The 18,841-nt window shown below is 36.2% G+C and carries 14 protein-coding genes and 1 pseudogene; 12 read left to right on the forward strand and 3 right to left on the reverse strand.

From position 1 onward, the window contains the following. The first annotated feature begins 419 nt into the window (after positions 1 to 419). Together Q8G36_RS22815 and Q8G36_RS22820 are read left to right on the forward strand one after the other, a co-directional pair. A complete protein-coding gene (locus Q8G36_RS22815; RefSeq protein ID WP_305161319.1) occupies positions 420 to 806 on the forward strand; it encodes a VOC family protein in 387 nt (128 codons plus the stop codon). 898 nt (positions 807 to 1,704) lie between these two features. Further along, positions 1,705 to 2,601, forward strand: coding sequence for a DMT family transporter (locus Q8G36_RS22820; protein WP_305161318.1), 897 nt, complete (start codon positions 1,705 to 1,707; stop codon positions 2,599 to 2,601). 175 nt (positions 2,602 to 2,776) lie between these two features. On the opposite strand, the gene Q8G36_RS22825 is transcribed toward Q8G36_RS22820, so the two are convergent. Next, positions 2,777 to 4,561 carry a LamG-like jellyroll fold domain-containing protein gene (locus Q8G36_RS22825; RefSeq protein WP_305161317.1) on the reverse strand — a complete coding sequence of 595 codons (1,785 nt, stop codon included), beginning with the start codon at positions 4,559 to 4,561 and terminating at the stop codon, positions 2,777 to 2,779. 451 nt (positions 4,562 to 5,012) lie between these two features. On the opposite strand from Q8G36_RS22825, the gene Q8G36_RS22830 reads away from it, so the two are divergent. From Q8G36_RS22830 to Q8G36_RS22855, 6 genes are all read left to right on the forward strand, one after another. Continuing rightward, on the forward strand, positions 5,013 to 5,681 hold the full coding sequence (locus Q8G36_RS22830) for a class I SAM-dependent methyltransferase (protein ID WP_305161316.1): 669 nt from the start codon (positions 5,013 to 5,015) through the stop codon (positions 5,679 to 5,681). A 149-nt stretch (positions 5,682 to 5,830) separates the two neighbouring features. Continuing rightward, complete coding sequence (locus Q8G36_RS22835) at positions 5,831 to 6,388, forward strand: GNAT family N-acetyltransferase (RefSeq protein WP_305161315.1); 558 nt, start codon at positions 5,831 to 5,833, stop codon at positions 6,386 to 6,388. Between the two features lie 280 nt (positions 6,389 to 6,668). Continuing rightward, on the forward strand, positions 6,669 to 7,919 hold the full coding sequence (locus Q8G36_RS22840; protein WP_305161314.1) for a hypothetical protein: 1,251 nt from the start codon (positions 6,669 to 6,671) through the stop codon (positions 7,917 to 7,919). Positions 7,920 to 7,923: 4 nt separating this feature from the next. Next, positions 7,924 to 10,737 (forward strand): helix-turn-helix domain-containing protein, encoded by a 2,814-nt coding sequence (locus Q8G36_RS22845; RefSeq protein WP_305161313.1) that lies wholly within the window; start codon positions 7,924 to 7,926, stop codon positions 10,735 to 10,737. A gap of 1 nt (position 10,738) precedes the next feature. Next, the gene (locus Q8G36_RS22850; protein WP_305161354.1) at positions 10,739 to 12,364 is read left to right on the forward strand and encodes a hypothetical protein; all 1,626 of its coding nucleotides are present in this window, start codon (positions 10,739 to 10,741) and stop codon (positions 12,362 to 12,364) included. Further along, a complete protein-coding gene (locus tag Q8G36_RS22855; protein ID WP_305161312.1) occupies positions 12,357 to 13,040 on the forward strand; it encodes a hypothetical protein in 684 nt (227 codons plus the stop codon). The genes Q8G36_RS22850 and Q8G36_RS22855 overlap by 8 nt, the downstream gene beginning before the upstream one ends. Before the next feature lie 260 nt (positions 13,041 to 13,300). On the opposite strand, the pseudogene Q8G36_RS22860 reads toward Q8G36_RS22855, so the two are convergent. Then, positions 13,301 to 14,529, reverse strand: a pseudogene (locus Q8G36_RS22860) (IS110 family transposase). Positions 14,530 to 14,859: 330 nt separating this feature from the next. Here Q8G36_RS22860 and Q8G36_RS22865 point away from each other — a divergent pair. The 3 genes from Q8G36_RS22865 (at position 14,860) to Q8G36_RS22875 (ending at position 17,605) form a co-directional block, all read left to right on the forward strand. Next, positions 14,860 to 15,567, forward strand: a complete 708-nt coding sequence (locus Q8G36_RS22865) for an alpha/beta fold hydrolase (RefSeq protein ID WP_305161353.1) — start codon at positions 14,860 to 14,862, stop codon at positions 15,565 to 15,567. Positions 15,568 to 15,730: 163 nt separating this feature from the next. Continuing rightward, positions 15,731 to 17,104 (forward strand): PepSY-associated TM helix domain-containing protein, encoded by a 1,374-nt coding sequence (locus tag Q8G36_RS22870; RefSeq protein ID WP_305161311.1) that lies wholly within the window; start codon positions 15,731 to 15,733, stop codon positions 17,102 to 17,104. A gap of 27 nt (positions 17,105 to 17,131) precedes the next feature. Further along, positions 17,132 to 17,605 (forward strand): FixH family protein, encoded by a 474-nt coding sequence (locus tag Q8G36_RS22875; RefSeq protein WP_305161310.1) that lies wholly within the window; start codon positions 17,132 to 17,134, stop codon positions 17,603 to 17,605. Between the two features lie 129 nt (positions 17,606 to 17,734). On the opposite strand, the gene Q8G36_RS22880 is transcribed toward Q8G36_RS22875, so the two are convergent. Continuing rightward, positions 17,735 to 18,055, reverse strand: a complete 321-nt coding sequence (locus tag Q8G36_RS22880; RefSeq protein ID WP_305161352.1) for a cupin domain-containing protein — start codon at positions 18,053 to 18,055, stop codon at positions 17,735 to 17,737. Positions 18,056 to 18,449: 394 nt separating this feature from the next. On the opposite strand from Q8G36_RS22880, the gene Q8G36_RS22885 reads away from it, so the two are divergent. Continuing rightward, entirely contained in the window at positions 18,450 to 18,623 is a 174-nt protein-coding gene (locus tag Q8G36_RS22885) for a hypothetical protein (protein ID WP_305161309.1), read from the forward strand. Positions 18,624 to 18,841: the final 218 nt, after the last annotated feature.

An 18,841-nucleotide genomic window follows, 5' to 3' on the forward strand; every position in this document is an offset into this window, starting at 1 on the left:
AGAAACCGAGCATCCTCATCATTATGGAAAGTCTTTGTCGATATTTTGGAAGCACGCGTCCCTAAAGTCACTTTCACTTTATTCACTTCCATTTTCAACATGACATTTCGATAGAAGTAAGGTTCGCCTTGGTTAAAACCCTAAGCGAACGGTAAATTTGTTAACGACGACTATACCCGTTTGTGTTATCATGTGTTCTATTTTGTTACTTTATTGGATAATACCATTATTGGAGAATCTAATCTCCTGAAATAACATCTATTTTTATAACTATAAACCGCAAATTGGATGAAAGCGATTGAAATAATTAAGAAACAAGACACTAATGTTTCTGAAAACGGAAAAGTCCTGGAATCTAAGTTATTATTATATGACTTTGGTAAAATTAGATTTTAAAACAAACTTCAGGGAGGAAGCTAATGAAGGTAAAAAAAATACATCATGTAGCAATAATTTGTTCCGATTATGAAAAATCTAAAAACTTCTATGTGAATGTTTTAGGGTGTGATATCGAGAAGGAAACATATCGGCCAGAAAGGAAATCGTATAAATTGGACCTAATGGTCGGAGGGGAATATCAGCTTGAATTGTTCTCATTTCCTGATAGTCCCCATCGTTTAAGTTATCCTGAAGCAAGAGGGCTTAGACATCTTGCTTTTGAAGTGGAAAATATTAATCAAGCGATTGAAGATTTAGAAAAAGAAAACATTCCAGTTGAACCTATCCGTGTTGATGAGTTAACAGGAAAAAGGTTTACTTTTTTTTGTGATCCGGATGATTTGCCTCTTGAAATATATGAAAAATAGCAATTTCCAGTTGATATTTACGGATGACTTTTAGGCATGATGGGGGTTACTTATTACAAATTAAGTTATGAAGAATCCCTTAATAGATGTCGATATTATTGAATTGATCTCCATTTGCATATTCCATATTTCTATCTGAAGTTAAAGGAAACTGACACTCATTCATTCTATATGAGTGTTTTTTTTGTGAAGTAATCCACTGAATTATCTAAATTTTTCGAAAATACAATCGACCTAAAAAGGACAGCTGATTTAGAATTGATATGTATATGAAATTATGTTTTTTATATAAAACAAGATTAGGGGGAACTAGATGATAATTTTCAATTGAGTTATCAATGTAAGTGTATAAAATATATTTGATTTATGGAGGTAAGTTATATGTTTAAGAATAAATTATTGGTTCTGCCTCCTTGCCGCAAGCGGCTGCGGTGTCTCGGCTAGCCAGTAATTCGGCAGGAGTGTCGCAAATTTTCTTCAATCCAATAAGGATTACAGTGAAAAAACATTAAGGATAATCTATTCTTGTTTAAAAATTTAGGTAGATAGGGTTTGTACAATTTGAACTTTGCCTCCAGGCACTCGCTTTCCGCGGGCGGTCGACCCTGGGCACGCTTTTTCCGCAGGAGTCTCGCACACCCGCTCAATCAACTTTGTTTTAACTTTTTATATAGAACTCTAGTGTTTAGCATGCTTTTCTAAACTGATCAATCTTTAAATGAAGATTTCCTATCCAATCCCATATGGAAAAGATTCTTTCACAGATGATTACATCTCGGGAATGTATTCTTATTCGTTATTTTACTATGCCACTTCACAGCGAGATAGAAATTTTATTGAAGTTCTCACGTATCCATGATACCTTCAGGTTATAGGGAATGGTTGGGAGGAATACGTTTTGAACACAAAAGCATTTTTATTGGCATCAATTACAGTTATTATTTGGGGATCTACATTCGCTGCTATTCGTGCAAGCTTACATGGCGGGTATTCAGCTGGCCATTTGGTACTTGTTCGTTATCTAATAGCATCAGGGATTTTTGTCCTTTATGCTCTATGGCCTGGGGTGAAATTTCGTCTCCCTAAAAAAGAGGATCTGTTGAGAATATCGATCCTTGCATTTATTGGTATAAGCATTTACCATATCGGAGTGACGTTCGGGGAACTAACAGTTTCGGCGGGAACGGCTGGAATGCTGATTGGTTCAGCACCTGTCTTCATTGCGATCATTGCTGCTTTCGTTTTAAAAGAACGCCTCGGCCTATTCGGATGGATTGGTTTAGGAATAGGATTCACAGGAATCACCTTAATAACATTAGGTACTGCAGGCCCTTCCCTGAATATTTCTGAAGGAGCCTTTTTAGTGCTGATGTCTGCTATCGCTTCTGCGGTGTTTTTTGTTTTCCAAAAACCCCTGTTTAGCCGCTATAATCCAATTGAATTGACAGCTTATTTCACATGGATCGGTACAATACCCTTTTTTATATTTTTTCCTGGGCTATTCCAAGAAATTCAAAATGCTACAATGGAAGGTCATTTATCAGCGATTTTTGTTGGTATTTTCCCTGCGGCCATCGGTTATGTAACTTGGGCAGTCGCACTATCTTTAGGAAAAGCCAGTTCCGTTTCTAGTTTGTTATACCTTGAACCTGTGATTGCCATATTCGTCGCTTGGGTTTGGCTGCGGGAAGTACCTAGTACTCTTTCGGTCATTGGCGGAGGAATTGCGATATTAGGGGTTCTTGTCGTTAATGGGTTAGGAAAGTATAAATCAGTAATGAAAAAAGCAGCATGATAGTTGTTTAAACGAACTAGAAAAAATCACAGCATTTTAAATTCATCATGAAGAATGAACGTTTATCCTTCTTGAACGACTCAACACATAGGAGGCACCCAATAAAGGAATTCACCCAGGTTGCTGAGATCGATCAGTTACACCTGGGGAATTGGATTTTTTCCTCCTCTTTTAATTACCTAAAATTAAATCTATTTTTAAAGTCCCAATCCAATTTAAATGAATTACTTTCACCTGTTAAAAATTTATAATCGATATAGGATTTTTCTTTTTTAGACATTTCGTCGACAAATGGGGAATAGGTACGGAATACCAATGCATTTTTCTTTTCATCAAATTCCACAAGTCTAAGCCAGCCATTCCCCCCTCGATAATTCGTTTGGTAATTGACCAGCATTTGTATGACATCATTTCCTGCTGAGTTTTGTTTTACCCGATGTGCTATCCCAAAATAATGTCCATTAACCGTCATGAAAACTTGATTATGATCCTTTACGAGTTCATCCCAAATCAGCCGGCCATTAGACGATTCGACTGCGATGGTTTTATCCCCCTTAACCTTCGGAAATATAATATCATGCGAGACGAGGATTGTCGGTTTATCTTTATGCTGTTTTAGAATCTTCTTTGACCATTCAAGGTCCTTATGCAGATTTTTCATATCCACTATTAAAACTAAGTATTCATAACTCCCAGCCTTAGCGATTGCATATGAACTATATCCAGAGTGAGAAGACCCCTTATAGTATTTTTTATTCAAAAAACGCTGAGGCCCATAATGTGTTAAGAAAGGATCTCCGTCCGCATAGTCATGATTCCCAGCCGCCATCATATATGGAACTTCCTTTTTATCCAAGTGGGAAATGGCTCCAAGGGAATTCTGCCATTGTTTTTCTAAATCACTATCGACAATGTCCCCAACAAATGTATTCATGATAATATTGTTCTTCTTGGCGTTATTGGAAATCCAGCTCATTTGGCTATTGAAAATCTCTGGATTTTGGCTTGAATATTTCTGTGTGTCTGGTATAAAAAGGAAATTGTAATTCTTTTTATTCGTTAGAAAGGGTAAAGCTTTGTTTGATCCTTCGAATGGTTCATCGTCACGAGCATCCCGCACAAGCCATTCTTTTTCAGTTAAAGCCTTATTAGCCATTCGTATTTCCTGGATATTCCCTTTGAATAGGGCATTGAACTTATTTCCCCACTCAGATGCTCCGATGTTCCAACCTTTACCTTTAACTGCTGCAATACCTATTACTTTTTCTGATTTTCCGTAATCACTAACGCCATTCAAAGTTAAAGTCGTCGTGTTACCATCATTAACAACCGCCAAATGGTACCATTCATCAGCATTTAATGATCGAGACCAATTGCTTACATTATAATTTAAATTAGATGGATGGCTTGTCCAGTGGATTTTTTGATCACTGGATACAGTTAAAGCAGAAAGGATTTTCTTCTCGCCTTCCATTTTATTAAGATCTGCAGCCTGTCCTTGTCTAGAAAAAAGCCCCATGACACTCTTGGAATCACTTGGCAACTTAAAAATCGCTTCAATGGTAAAACCCTTATCGAATTTCTCCGAATTGATAGGAGAACCCTCTTTGGTTTTGAAATATCTTCCTGAAGGGGCGTTTTCGTAATTAGCGAACTCCAAGCTATCCACTTTTTCTTGATCATGATAATCTTCTTCAGACCATTGAATCATATTTTTTAATTCAGTCGAGTCAGGATCACCTATCGTCACCAACTCTAAATCATTTCCATGTTTGCTTGTATCTTCTATAATTAAATTACCGTTATCGATTGAACCGCTTTTAACATGTTGTTTTGTGAATTTCCAATTTGCCACGATATTGCTTCGATTAATTTCAGCAACGGAATCAGCCGATTTGGCAATACCAGGAACAATCATACATAAGAGTGAGAGACCTATTAATGCTTTTTTCATTCTCATAAAATATTCACCCCATTAAATTTTGATTAAGCGATATACATTATCCTTTTTACTACCTGGATTAATTTGTAGCGAATTAAGCCTAAGCAGATTCCGTTTAGCTGCAATATGGTATAGTTTGCTTATTTTTTTGATAACTTATTAAGGATGAGTAAAAAAGTCTTATTCCTAAAAAAGACATTAGGATATAAGTCCTAATGTATACAATTTATCTTGTTGAAATCAGGGATTTCAACTAATTGTCAAAAGAGCTTAATATGAAGGGTTGTTGTTTGAAGGAATATGAACTTCAGATGGGGAGGTAGGAAAACAAGCAATGTGTTAGGAGAAGGACAGTAATTCATCAAGAAAAAGAGGTGAAAAAAATGGTGAGAAGGAGATAGGTAGCCTCCTGTAATAGAAGTGTTATAAATCTTAGGAGGCTATCTTGAATTATAGGGGATGTATAAATATGAAACAAAACAAATATGATGATGCAAATTTCTTTTCTGCGTATGAGCAAATGCCTCGTTCAGTCAAAGGACTTGAAGCTGCTGGAGAATGCCATGTATTAAAAGGGCTAATGACAAATCTGCATAATAAAAGTGTACTTGATTTGGGCTGCGGTTTTGGCTGGCATTGCCGATTTGCCCGTGAGCAACAAGCTAGTTCTATTGTTGGTGTGGATATTTCCGACAACATGCTTCAAAGAGCACGTGAGAAAACGGATGACCCTTTCATTTTATATATTAAAACGCCAATTGAAGACATTGATTTTTCCGATTCTGAATTTGATGTGGTTATCAGTTCGTTGGTTTTTCATTATATTGAGTCATATGAGGCCATTTGCAAAAAGGTCCATGATTGTCTAAAGCCTGGGGGCACTTTTGTTTTCTCGGTTGAACATCCAATCTTTACTTCTCGCAATGAACAAGATTGGTATGTAGATGATCACGGAAATCATCTGCATTGGCCAGTGGACAACTATCAATTCGAAGGTTTGAGAGAAACAACCTTCTTAACCGAAAACGTAGTAAAGTATCATCGTACGATTTCAACAAATATGAATGACTTGATTTGTGCTGGTTTCAGTATAAAAGCAGTAAAGGAACCGAATTCTTTAAATGAAGGAATCAAGTAAACGGATACAAGGCGTTTCTACGAAAGTAGGGACGCCTTGTATTTATTATCATTAAAACTTAAGCAATAAAGCGTTGATTATCGGCTTTAATTAGGTAATGATTAAAACAGTAAAATATGGAAAGTTGGACTTTGGAGGAGGGAAATAAGATGGGGAAGGTATTTCCGCTTATTGAAACACGACGATTGATTTTAAGGGAAGTAACAATAGAAGACGCGGGTGATATGTATAAATATCTATCTGATACGGATGTAGTGAAGCCGATGGGGTTAGATCCATGCCAAACAGTAAATGACGTATGGGATGAAATTAAGTGGTACGAATCTATATTCCAAGAAGGTTCGGGAATTAGGTGGGGAATTACATTAAAAGATTCCGATAGAGTTATAGGAAGTTGTGGTTTTCTGAATATGGTCACCAAACATCATCGAGCTGAAATTGGATATGAATTAAGTAAAGATCATTGGGGAAAAGGCATTGCAAGTGAAGCGTTGGAAGCCGTTGTTATGTATGGTTATCGTCACTTTCACCTAGAAAGGATTCAGGCTTTAATTGAACCTGATAATCACCCATCCCAAAAACTAGTGGAAAAACAGGGATTTAGAAAAGAAGGATTGCTAAGGCATTATGAATATACTTGTGGCAAATTCGATGATTTATATATGTACTCACTCATAAAAGAAGATCTTAATGACATGTCCTTTTAGTTCATTGTGAAAACCGTTAAAAAGGCGGTCTCAATTTGTCGACAAAGTGGATTTCGGAATGCAAACGAATCCCATCAAGCTGAAGTTATCTCCATCAAATTGCACAAAAATAATTTGTACAAAAATAATTGATTTATAGCTTGTAAGAATAGGATTTTAAGAGTTTTGACAAAAATATTATTGTACAAAAACCGACAGAATGATACTATAGAAAACGCAACATATCCAACAAATTATCTTTCGGTAACATTGTACATAAATATTGTTCATTGGAGGACAAATGGTCAATTTAAAACCGTCTACAATCACAACTCTTCGAAACTTTAAATTTATTATGATTTCTGTTTGGATTGATTGGGGGACATTAAGCGATGGCAAAATTATAAAAAAGCAGTTCGCGGCGGTCGCGTTAAAAAATCTTGATACAGGTACCCACATTATCCATCCTTTGACGGATTTTATTATAAACTACTGGCAGGCAAAAAAGTTCAACACTCAAAGGAAACATGCGTTAAATACTGTGAAATTCCTTAATTATCTACTATTTAACAAACGTAGTATGGACATTCGCTCTTTATCTGATTTGAATTTTTCGGACGGCAACAATTATCTAAATACGCTGACCTCCGAAGGACAGTCCAGGGGTTCAGTAAAAGACAGCGAAAGGACGCTCACGTATTTTTACCTTTGGTTAATTGGTAAGGGTGTTAGCAACCTGGACAGAAATCGGTTTATCAAAAAAGTAACGCAACAGGGAAAAAGCTATTACGAATCCCCTTTTCAGGTGGTTTATCCAGAGCATCGCCCATCAAATGTCGAGCATGCATTTCCGATTCGATACATACCTCTCTTAATTGAAATAGCAATTCTTGTGGCAAGACCAATTGCTCTTGGGGTTTATATACAATTATTCGGCGGACTTCGAGTGGGAGAAGTGGTCAATTTAAAACGCACCCAGCTAAAGAGGAGAATAGCGAATGGGGATTTTCTTTTTGATATTAAAGATCAAAACTTCCGTACTGACCTTAAAGATAGTTCAGGCAGCAGCAATGTAAAGCGCAGCAGAAAACAAAGGGTTTTTCAGATTAGGGATTGGGGTGAATCTCTATTCAATGATCATATTGAATTGTTCGCTGCGGCGGATAAAAGCAACGCACTTTTTGTAAATAGGGATGGAAAAGCTATGTCCGGACGTAGTTATCGTCAATACTTCGATAAATTAAAAAGATGCTTCATTGAATACTTAAAAACATACGGAGACAGCGACGATAAACTGATTGCCCACCATTTGAGCATGATGAGTTGGTCCACCCATATTGGAAGAGGAACCTTTACAAACATGTTAGCCGAGATAGCTGAAAATCCGTACGATATCGCATTTCCGCGTGGCGACAAAAGCCTCCTTTCGTCTCTTTCCTATATGTCAAGGACAGAACGCATGCGAAAGAAATTAGAAGAAAAATTTAATAATATGCACGGAACGTATATTCCAAGATTGATTGAAAAACGCAATAGTCAAAAGGAGCATTAAAGCATTGCAAAACACATCGTCGGAATATCTCACAAAATCAGAACTCGCAAGGGTTTTAATTGTCAGCCATAGTACCGTCATAAGATGGATATCCGAGGGAAAAGTGCCATCAATCGTGGAAATCAATAATCAATCCTTAATACCAAAGGAAACTATCCCTTTGATAAAAAGGAACGTGGGATTTATAAATACGGACGAGTACATGCGTCTCGATGAATTTCTTCGGTTCTTTAATATCAGCCGTGAAACTTATTTGAATTGGATTAAAAGGGGATGGGTCAAAGACACTGTAAGATATGGCGGTAACACAACCTACATCCCTCTTAGCTCAATAGATGAGATAAAAAAATTATGCGGTTATGTAAATGAGGAGGATTATATAAACACAAAACAGTTGAGCAGCATACTGGATGTGAGTCAGTCAAAAATCCTTAGATTCATTAAAAGTGGCTTGATTGTAAATGGGCATTTATACAAAGACAAATATCTATTTAAATTGGATTCTATTAATGAAATCAAACAAAGTATCGGTTATTACGACGGCTTTAATCCAAATGAATACTTAAGGATAAATCAGGCTAAGGAAAAATTGAATTTGGATTTCGATTTTCACTACTGGAAATCGAAAATCCCGTACATCCTGCATATGGGAAACCCCTATATACATACGAAGGATTTAAACCTTATCTTCGATCTTATAAAAGGTAAGAAACCTAAAGCACCCTCTTCAATTCCTGGGCTAGAACACTATGTGGATACTAGAACGGCTGCGGAATTATTACAAATCGGACAGGCTACTGTTTCCGTACTTATAAATACCGAAAAAATTAAGGGCGCTATTAAGGTTCCTATTAATTCAAGCCAAACCAAATGGATGATACCAGTGGAATCAATCGATGATTATAAGCAACGCCGGATATCTATGATTGAGGACAAAACAGCAGTTCTTATTCCTACCGATACATTAAGTCTCAAAATGATAGCCGAAAAGACAGGAGTTCCATATGATTCACTGCGGTTGAAGGTCAGAAATAAACAGTTGTTTCCAAACGCCCAAAAGATTAAAGGGATTTATTGTATTCCGATTGAAGAGGCAAATCATTTTATCGAGAACACCCGCCAACATCGGTACGAAAAAAAGGGAGACATCTATACGAATAAAGACGCCTTAGAAGAGCTTTTACACTATATAACTGTCTTTCCTTTGCCGTTTCATTTAGGGAAAACGGCAGAGCTATTTACGGGGTTCTGTAAGATTAAATTGAGCAAATTAAGAGGAAACCCAAGACACATTCGAACCTTTTTCAATTATTACAAGTTTATGTTCGAAACATTAAGGTACTTGGATAAAAACTTACATGAATTGGATGTTAGCGTAATAGATGGCATCGTATACGAACAGATGACCAATGAGCATACCAAACGAATATTCATTTCATTTTATTACTATTGTTACTCCAGCCGTGACCTTCCGGTCCCGAAACAGTACGTAGTTTCTAAATTAATCAAGGATAAAAAGAAGGAAAAGGAAATTTATTCTCCTGAAGCATTTTATTCCTTCTACAGGTATGTGAAAGATGCATCGTTGCACTTACCGAATGCCATCAGCAATGAGTATTACGCAAATATGTGGGCATTTACAATTATGCACCTTACGAACGCATGGAGAGCTTCTGATATTGTTTTTAAGACTCCTAATATCGACATCTTCTCGATTCAGGTCGATTCCTTTGATTGGTTCAACAACAATATATTATCGATTACACAGTGCCAAAAAGTCATCAATCAATTGTATTTGCATTTTCGATCAATCCAGACAAGTAAAACAACTGCGTTTGTTACATTCTTAGTCGAGCCGGAACTGGTTGAAGCATTATCGACAGCACTGATTATTTCGGAATTGCATAGACAGAAAAATAAGAACTCATTTCTGCTAGAATCTTTCATTACGGGGACAAAAATTAAAACGGTGGCTACCTCAGGGAAAAATCGACATCAACATTTTTTTAAGTTAGATTCAACACTTGAACCCTTTAAAAGCTTGAAGTTTAACAACAGTACGATGACTTACCTGTTTTATAGCATAAGTGACGAAGACGGGAATGATTCTGATGTGGCACTGGAACTTACTCAGAGGGTAAGATCCCATAACAGCGCTGAGACCACGGCTATTTATGTTCAAGCTACGAACAAAGACGGCAGCTTGAATCAAGTGTCTGCCAACCTCTTTCGGCGAGGGCATTTCGGGTGGCTATATAATTACTTGATATTATTGGCTAGCGAAAAAGATGATGCGCCCCGAACAATGGAAGACAAAACACTAGCAATTTCAGCGCTTCGGGATCAATTAGGCAGCCCAGTTAACACTGAATTATGGGCTCAATTTCTTTTGCAGATCAAACAAAAACAAAGCTCTGTTATGTCGCGATTGGCAAAGCTAAGCAAAGAATCTCTCATTGAATTATTAGTAAAGATTTTTAAAGGGGAAATGCCTTCAAAGACTGAAAATGCCCAGTGCATAACGTCTCCAAATTGTGAATACCCACGATTAAATTCGTGTTATTCATGTCCAAACGTCATTCCTAAAAATTACTTATTCATCGAACTAAGGGGTGAATTTGACCGTTTGATTAATTCGATTGAAACCACTGCACATGATGCAATTCGAAAAAAGGAATCTTATTTCCTTTTAAATTTACTCCTCCTGCTTGACGAAGGTATCAACTTTTTCGGAGAGGAATATATTGAAGCATTTTTAAACATACAACATGTACGCAAAAAACTTAGCCAACTGGCTGACAAAATATATATTGAATAAGGTGGACATTTTGGAATTAAAACTGTCTCATGAATTATTGGGGAATTCAATGGTAAGCGTGATCGAACAAATTTATTACGATAAAAAGGAGAATGAATTATATCTGACCTCTTTTTCAGCCCTAAAAGAGAATGGGCATATCGTGGCAGACTCTTTCAATAACCATATATGGGTTATGCCATGCAAGATAAAAGCAAACGATTTTACGTTGGTATTTGATCTCGACATTTACAGCGACCTAAATGAAGCAGTTAAAGCCTTCATCACCTTGCGGAGATCGTCCGGGGTAAGCGCGCATAAGTGTTATGATGAAGCCCAGTTACTTAAAAAAACAATAAGATTATCCAATGGTTTGAAACAAATGAGTAAGGTGGAAGACAAGTTGGTATCTATGTCAGAACCGCGCGCCTACTCCCTTTCGAATGTCTTGAAGAACTTCATCAGCTTTTTCCCCTGTGAACAGGGAGAGGAATTACAAAGGATCTGCGATACCATTCCTTTCGCAACATATGGAAATAGAGATTTGCCGCACTTCCATGATGTACTGGTATTCAATGATATTGTAAATGATTTTTTTCAGACAAAGCCAGTTGAACAGACCCTGAAATTTATGCCCATTATGATTTGGTGGCTAATAACGAATATCTTGCCACAGCGTCCAACAGAACTGCTCTTAATGAATATAGATTGCCTAGAACATAGACCTGATGGAACCATGTGGCTTGAAGTTCCCAGAATCAAAAATGAAAGTGATTCTCCAGATAGGGTTATTCACTATGAACCAATCCAGATTGACACTAAGACCTATCAATTAATCTCTTTCTACAAAATGAAGCTAGTCGAATTTGGTATCGAGGATGATTACCTTTTCCCGAGGGATTTTTATCAACTGTTCCGGAAAAGACCAAAACGTCAAGCATTCAATCGAATGACACTATACAATTTTGATGTGTTACTGCAAGAGTTCTATAACGAGGTCGTTGAGGGTTTATATTCGGAGACAAACCTTGAGAAAATTAGGCCTGGAGATACTAGACACTTCGCAATTATCAATATGTTTCTGCAAGGCTTTAACATGCTTTCCATCGCCAGAATGGCTGGACACGATGTAATTGCCACACAGGATAATTATTACTCACATGCCGAACATTTTTCGCAATCGTATGTCTATATATTGGCTCAAAATATGCTGGAACGTAAGATTTCAGACACTATGCCTGATGGATTTATTGGATGGAGACGGGATGCATATGATAGAGGAAGAATATACAATGATAAGGACACATTGAAAATGTTAAAAGTAGACTACGGTTATTGTAAGGAAAGGAAAGAAATCTTCCCCTCATCGTGTGTCGAAGACTGTAGGGTGTGCAGCAACTATATTTTTAAACCGGATGTTGATAAATACGAACAAGGGGTTCAATGGCTACAGGACTATTCCAAAGTCCTTAATCAACGAATGAATGAAGTACACTTAATCATGAAGGAACAGTGCAGTTCATCACTCCTGTCGAACCACCCTGCTTCTGACGAAATTTCAAAGACAAATTCAATGAAACTCGTAAAATACATGAATCAAAAAGCGATTATTGATTCGATATTGATGGAGGAAGACAGATATGACTAGAGTAAAAGAAGGACAGGCTAGAAAAGGCAGACCGTCAAATTACAGTGACGAACAGCTCAAGGAAATGGCGTTGGAGATTAAAAAGAAATATAAAGGGCAAAAACTAACTTACCTTTTCTTAGAAAAGGAAACCGGCATCGGAAGGAATACGTGGAGCAGACGTATTCCTGAAACGATCGATGAATTAAATAAGCCTGTTTCAAGGTCGGTCGGAATATCCGAAAGTGATGATGTTTACTTTCCGAATATTGAAAAAATTTTTGAGGCTTATAAAAACGATAAGAACAAAATAATAAGCGAGCTTTATTTCATCGAAACGGCATTCTATGAGCTTTATAATACGGTTAAGAACCTGAAAGAAGAGCTCAACCGGAGAAGAGATGACAGTGCCGAGCTAAAAATGAAAAACGATGAAATTCGGCTACTGCAAGAACAGGTAAAACATTATGAACAATTATACAATCAGCAAATGATTTCAAGTGCCTTTTCACACCTGCAATCTCAAAACCAGGTTAAAGACAATCTAATACAGTTTGATAAAAATAACAGGAAACATGCGAGTTTGGAGAATTTGGAAACCTTTTTTGAATTGGAAGGATCTAATACACTGGAGGAAAATGCTAGCCTCTCCAAAATAGAAAATAGGTTTAGCAATATATTTAAAAAGGACCGTTAGTTAAATTAAGACAATAATTCATAGGATAGTAAGTCCATTAAGAAGCTTCCAAAGAATTTGGTCGTGAAGTTATGGTAAAAACCAACAAAAAGAACTTGGAGAGATATAAATCCTTGTTTAACTAAACCAGCTAATAGCTTGTCAACATTTTTCAATAAAAATATAAAAACATACGTGATATACTAAAAATAGGCATACCAAATAACCTTCCTTCAGACTCTTATTTGGAAGGTTTTGTTCTATTTAGTTAAATATAAATTTTAAACAATATCTTGGAAAGTCATTTTGTTCTTTAATAGAGCGAAAATCCAGTGTAAGAGCTTATTTACACAGGCTATGACGGCTACCTTAGAAGGCTTTCCTTCCTCGCGTTTCTTGTCATAAAACACGCGTAGCTTCTTATTTCGAGGGATAATTTCATCAGTTGTCTTAGACTTCCGGCAATCACGAATAGCACAACGAACTGCCATATATAAGGCATGTCGAAGTCTGCTAGAACCTCTTTTAGTGATTCTATTTTTGGTAGCTGTAAACTTACCAGATTCGAATACACTAGGATCAACTCCAGAGAAAGCTACAAGTTTTTTAGGATTATTAAATCGATCTATTTCACCAATTTCAGAAATAATCGTTGCCGCGATCTTTTCTCCGATACCTGGGATAGATTTGAGGATCGTATATTCTACAATTTCTTTAGCGAGGGCGTCTATCTCTGCCTCTAACTTTGATAGATGCTCTTTGTACTGAAGAAGAATATTTATATACATGCCAAGGCTTAAAATATGACTCTGATAGATTGTCTTATCGAAAGGGTTACGAGCTGCTGCAGCTTTAAGCTGAATCGCTTTTTCATTTGCCCATTTAATTGATCTACTCTTGCATAACTCAAATATCCTTGCTGTCATTGCTTCTTCACTTGCCTTCAAAATGTCCTCTGAAGAGGGGAACTCTGAAAGAGTTAAGAGTGACACCACAGAATATAAATCTCCAAAAACTCCTTTATACTCAGGAAACACTTGTTCAAGCACTGCCTGAAATTGAAGCTTTGTTTGAATCATAACGCCAGTTATGTTTTCATGTTGTCTTGTGAGATTACGAAGGTTCAATAACTGGACTCCACGCTTTTTATATGGCTCTAATTCTTCTTTATAAAACAACTCACAGAGAAGATAGGCATCAATGGCATCTGTTTTTACCTTTCTTAAGCTTGATCCTCTTGCCTTATATGAAATCAATGGATAATCAATAAATATCCTCGTTCTTCCAAGTAATGAACGACTGGAGTTTGATAATGTCAAGTGGCTTCTAAAACGACTGAAGGCTTCTGACCAGACTCTTTCTTTACATCCTCAAGAAACGCTACAAGTAAATTAAGCCCCTCAACAGTATGAGTTATTTTAAAACTCTTTTGATAAGGTTTACCCTTATCCAAAAATGCTTGAACCTGACTTTCCCCTTTTGAAATATCCAGACCAACGACTGGATTCATTCTAAATCTCCTCCTAATCTAGTGGATTACCGGTACCCCTATTTCTCCTTGCAGTGTCACAGCTTCGCTTGTTATACGAGATCTACGTCCCAACCAGCCTAATCATGTTTCTACAAGTAGGGGGCAAACTGTTTAGTTGACGGGTCTATCCCCACGAGACGTTTTGCCCCGGCTACCGTTATAATAAAACCATATAAAAAATGGTCAACCAGAAATATTTTCTGGCTGACCTTATAATACGAACGGGGCAGTTTAGTTGAAGAAGGAGACTTATGAATTAAGAACGAATAATAAGGGGATAAACCAAAAGAGGTGCTGATATTGAGATTTATGGATAGATGGGTAAAATCAGAAAATATTAAAATTCATTACCTGGAAAGTGGTGATTATGATAGGTCCTTAACCCCATTAGTTTATGTACCTGGTGCTTTAAATTTTGCAGAACAATCGACTGATCTTTTAGGAAAATTAAAATTAAGAAAATGTATAACAATGAGTCTAAGAGGGCGTGGAAAAAGTGACGCTCCAAAAAGAGGATACTCATTTAATGACCATGTTAAAGACCTACATGCCGTAATATCGGATTCTAAAGTGAAGAACTATTGTTTAATGGCATATTCTATGGGTGTTCCATATGCGATAAAGTTTGCTTCAGAACAGCCTAATATAAAAGGTTTAATCATCTGTGATTATCCTGCAAAATACCCTTTAATACCTGAAACATGGTCAGATAGAATTCTTAGTCGTGGTTATTTAAACGAGGAGAGGAAACATGTTGTAACAGGTATCCAGACTGAATCAAGTCATATTGACCTTTATAGTGAGTTATCCCTTATTAAAGTACCTGTATTAATTATTAAGGGTGGAACTGACGGTTCGCTTTTAAAAGGTATGGAAATTGAAAAATATAAGAATAACCTTAAAGATATAAATGTAATTGAGATAGCTAATTCGGGACATGAACTGTGGGAGCCAGATATAAATAAATTCCATCAAATAATCACAGATTACTTAAGGAAATTGGATAGTTCTTCTTGAGCTAACAGGGGCTTTACTTCACCTTGGCAGCTCTTTTTTTATGGAACTAACGGGGCAGGTTAGTTGAATAAAGAAAAATATATCAAAAGAACTTCATTCTTTCCTCACAATCAATTTGTATCATTATTAAAGAGACTGATATTAAATCAAGGAGACGTGTAATATGGAAACAGTTAGGAACAATACTTCTATTCAAAATAAAAAACAAACTGATACCTCGCTAAATAAAACAGTATGGAGATGGCATTTTTATGCTGGAATTATTTTTGCACCATTTCTTATTATTCTAGCAGTTACTGGTTCAATTTATTTATTTAAGCCCCAGATTGAGCAAGTTCTCTATCAAGAATACTACGAGGTTAATCCACAAGGAGATAAAATACCAGCATCCCGGCAAATTGAGGAAGTAAAAAATCTCTATCCTGATGCAGTTGTAACACAATATCGTCCTGGAGAAAATGCAACACGTTCGAGTGAAGTAAGCATAACTTCTCATGATAAGTCTCTTACCATCTTTATTGACCCTTATACAGGTAAATCTATTGGAGAGTTAAATAATGAAGATAGAATTATGAATATAATAGAAGAAATTCATGGTGAACTAATGGCTGGTACACTAGGGGATAGAATTGTAGAATTAGTTGCTTGTTGGGCAGTGGTGCTAATTGTTACGGGTCTTTTTTTATGGTATCCAAAAAAGAAACAAAATTTATTCGGTATTCTAATTCCAAGATTAAATAAAGGGAAAAAGATTCTAAGAAGAGACTTACATGCAGTTCCGGCCTTTTGGATCACAGCAGGAATGTTATTTTTAATTATGACAGGTTTGCCTTGGTCAGGTTTTTGGGGTAGTAATTTCCAATCGTTAGCTACTAATTCTGGCGAAGGATATCCACCTTCTGTATGGTTAGGTAGTGCTCCAACATCTACAATTAAAACAAAAGATATAGCAGATGTCCCTTGGGCATCTGAAAATTTAGATGTACCTAAGTCAGAAATTCAAGGTTTTATTCCACTTTCAATCGATAATGTGGTTGGAATAGCAAATCGTGAGGGTATGCATCCAAGTTATACTGTAAACATTCCAAATGAAAAAGAAGGCGTGTATACATTGTCAGCTTTTCCACCAAAAGCACAAGATGAGGCTACTATGCATATTGACCAATATTCAGGTGCAGTTCTAGCTGATTATCGTTATGATAACTACGGTTTAATAGGGAAAATAGTTGCTTGGGGGATCACGTTGCATAAAGGGACTCAATTTGGTTTAATTAACCAATTAGCTAGTCTTCTTATTTGTTTAGGCATCATTCTTGTTGCAGTTAGTGGTTTTTATTTATGGTTAAAACGTAAACCAAAAAAAGAAATGGGTGCACCAAAAGCCCCTAGTATAAAAAAAATGAAGCTCTTCCTAATCTTGTTAATAGGTTTGGGTATTTTGTTTCCATTGGTTGGTTTGTCACTTAGTGTTGTATGGCTAATTGACTGGTTAATTATTCAAAGAATATCTGTAATTAAGAGATTTATGAATGCATAATTCGAAAAGTAAAGGGTGTCTTTTGCCGTGAAAAAAAATATATGTATTTCTTTAATCTTTATTTTCAGCTTATTGCTAAGTGCATGTTCACTTGAACAGGATGTTGCTAATCTATACAAAAAAGAAAAACCTCTTGAATCAGAAATAGTCATACCTGAATCCTTCTCAGAAAATAAGCAGGAGACAATAAAGGTGGTTCTTACTCAAGATGGTAAAAAAGTTGAAGGCGCAGATTATGTTCATTTTGAGATATGGAAACAAGATGGTTCACTTAATTATAATATGGAAAAAGCTGAGGAAGACGGAAACGGTACGTATAGTTTAAGTAAAGAATTTGATAGTGAGGGTCTATATTATATAAAAATACATGCAAGCAACGATGGTTCAATAATTATGCCTCAAAAACAGTTTATTGTAGGAGAACTTTCTAAAAGTGAGTTAGAATTCTTGCAAAAAGGTTTGGAAAAAAATGATGAGAGTAGTCATGAACATCATCATTGAATAATGATACATTATGGAGCTGTCTTTAAGGCAGCTTTTTCGTGCGCCCGGCATGGGTGCAATCTATAGGGTGAAAGTCCCGAACCATGAAGGCAGTAGTAGTGGTTAGCTTAATGCAAGGGTGGGTACTCAAGAAGATCCATTTATATCGTTGTCTTTTTTCTCAAAACAGAGATTTACAGTTCTACCATTAGATCGTGTTCTATGTTGCATATGTGCTGGAACATTGAAAATTTCACCAGGTAGTAATTTAATTGTTTTATCATTTTCTAATTCAATTAAGAGTTCTCCTTCGAGTACCATAAATAATTCGTCTGTGTCATGTTCATGCCAATGAAATTCTCCATCAATCACAGCAATTCTTAAAACATGATCATTAATTTCAGACACGACAAAATTCTTATATTCAGTTATATCAGACACTAAATCTAATAAATTAATTTTTAGCAATAAACTTTCCAAGTATATTTCTCCTTTCTGAAACAATAATAATTAAGCTATGTAAATTGTATCATTTATACAATAGAAATAGACAAAAATTAACTTTTAACTGACGATTAAATGAAGAAGTTAGTGAACAGCTCGTACATATTATGCAGAAGCTTATTCAAGAATCGGGCGCGATTCTTGAATAAGTTTCGCTGTTCTTATATAACTAACGGGTGCGTTAGTTAAAGATCAGAGCTGTCTTTAAGGCAGCTTTTTCTTATGGCACTAAAGGGGCTGGATTGTTAAAAAAATGGAAACAATAATGATTTTTGTACCATTTCTTGTAGCTATTGGGATTGGAGTAATTATTTTGTTTGTTACTTGGTGGTTTTAAAAAATAAACCTTCCCCTATTTGTGCGAATTGTACCAGGAGCCTTAACAGTTATAGCTGCTATTATTCTATTTTACATTGGTTACGTAAACATAAGGGGATTTGAAGGGGCTGCTTATGGGATTCTCTCTGTCTTTTTAATTTGTTTTGCAATTTTATCGTTCCTTATGGCAAAAAAGCCATCAAAGGCACGATAAAATGAGCTTATAATTCTTGAACTAACAGGTACTTTACTTACTTCAATAAGGGAGGTTGCTGAAGCAACCTTTTTGTTATGCAACTGATATTAACGAAACTGTCAACCCACCACACCCAAATGTTTTTAAATGGTGTTTCATTCAGCTATGAATAGAGTTATTCCTTGTTCAACTTATAAACCAAATATCCTTTCGGATTTAGCTTGTCAAGGGCGTAC

It is taken from the genome of Peribacillus frigoritolerans (genome assembly GCF_030676415.1).
Classification (GTDB): Bacteria; Bacillota; Bacilli; order Bacillales; family DSM-1321; genus Peribacillus; species Peribacillus frigoritolerans_A.

Excerpts from the sequence above, each read along its gene's own strand:
- Q8G36_RS22815 (WP_305161319.1), top strand. The coding sequence starts at position 420 with ATGAAGGTAAAAAAAATACATCATGTAGCAATAATTTGTTCCGATTAT.
- Q8G36_RS22825 (WP_305161317.1), bottom strand. The coding sequence starts at position 4,561 with ATGAGAATGAAAAAAGCATTAATAGGTCTCTCACTCTTATGTATGATT.
- Q8G36_RS22830 (WP_305161316.1), top strand. The coding sequence starts at position 5,013 with ATGAAACAAAACAAATATGATGATGCAAATTTCTTTTCTGCGTATGAG.
- Q8G36_RS22835 (WP_305161315.1), top strand. The coding sequence starts at position 5,831 with ATGGGGAAGGTATTTCCGCTTATTGAAACACGACGATTGATTTTAAGG.
- Q8G36_RS22840 (WP_305161314.1), top strand. The coding sequence starts at position 6,669 with ATGGTCAATTTAAAACCGTCTACAATCACAACTCTTCGAAACTTTAAA.
- Q8G36_RS22855 (WP_305161312.1), top strand. The coding sequence starts at position 12,357 with ATGACTAGAGTAAAAGAAGGACAGGCTAGAAAAGGCAGACCGTCAAAT.
- Q8G36_RS22865 (WP_305161353.1), top strand. The coding sequence starts at position 14,860 with ATGGATAGATGGGTAAAATCAGAAAATATTAAAATTCATTACCTGGAA.
- Q8G36_RS22870 (WP_305161311.1), top strand. The coding sequence starts at position 15,731 with ATGGAAACAGTTAGGAACAATACTTCTATTCAAAATAAAAAACAAACT.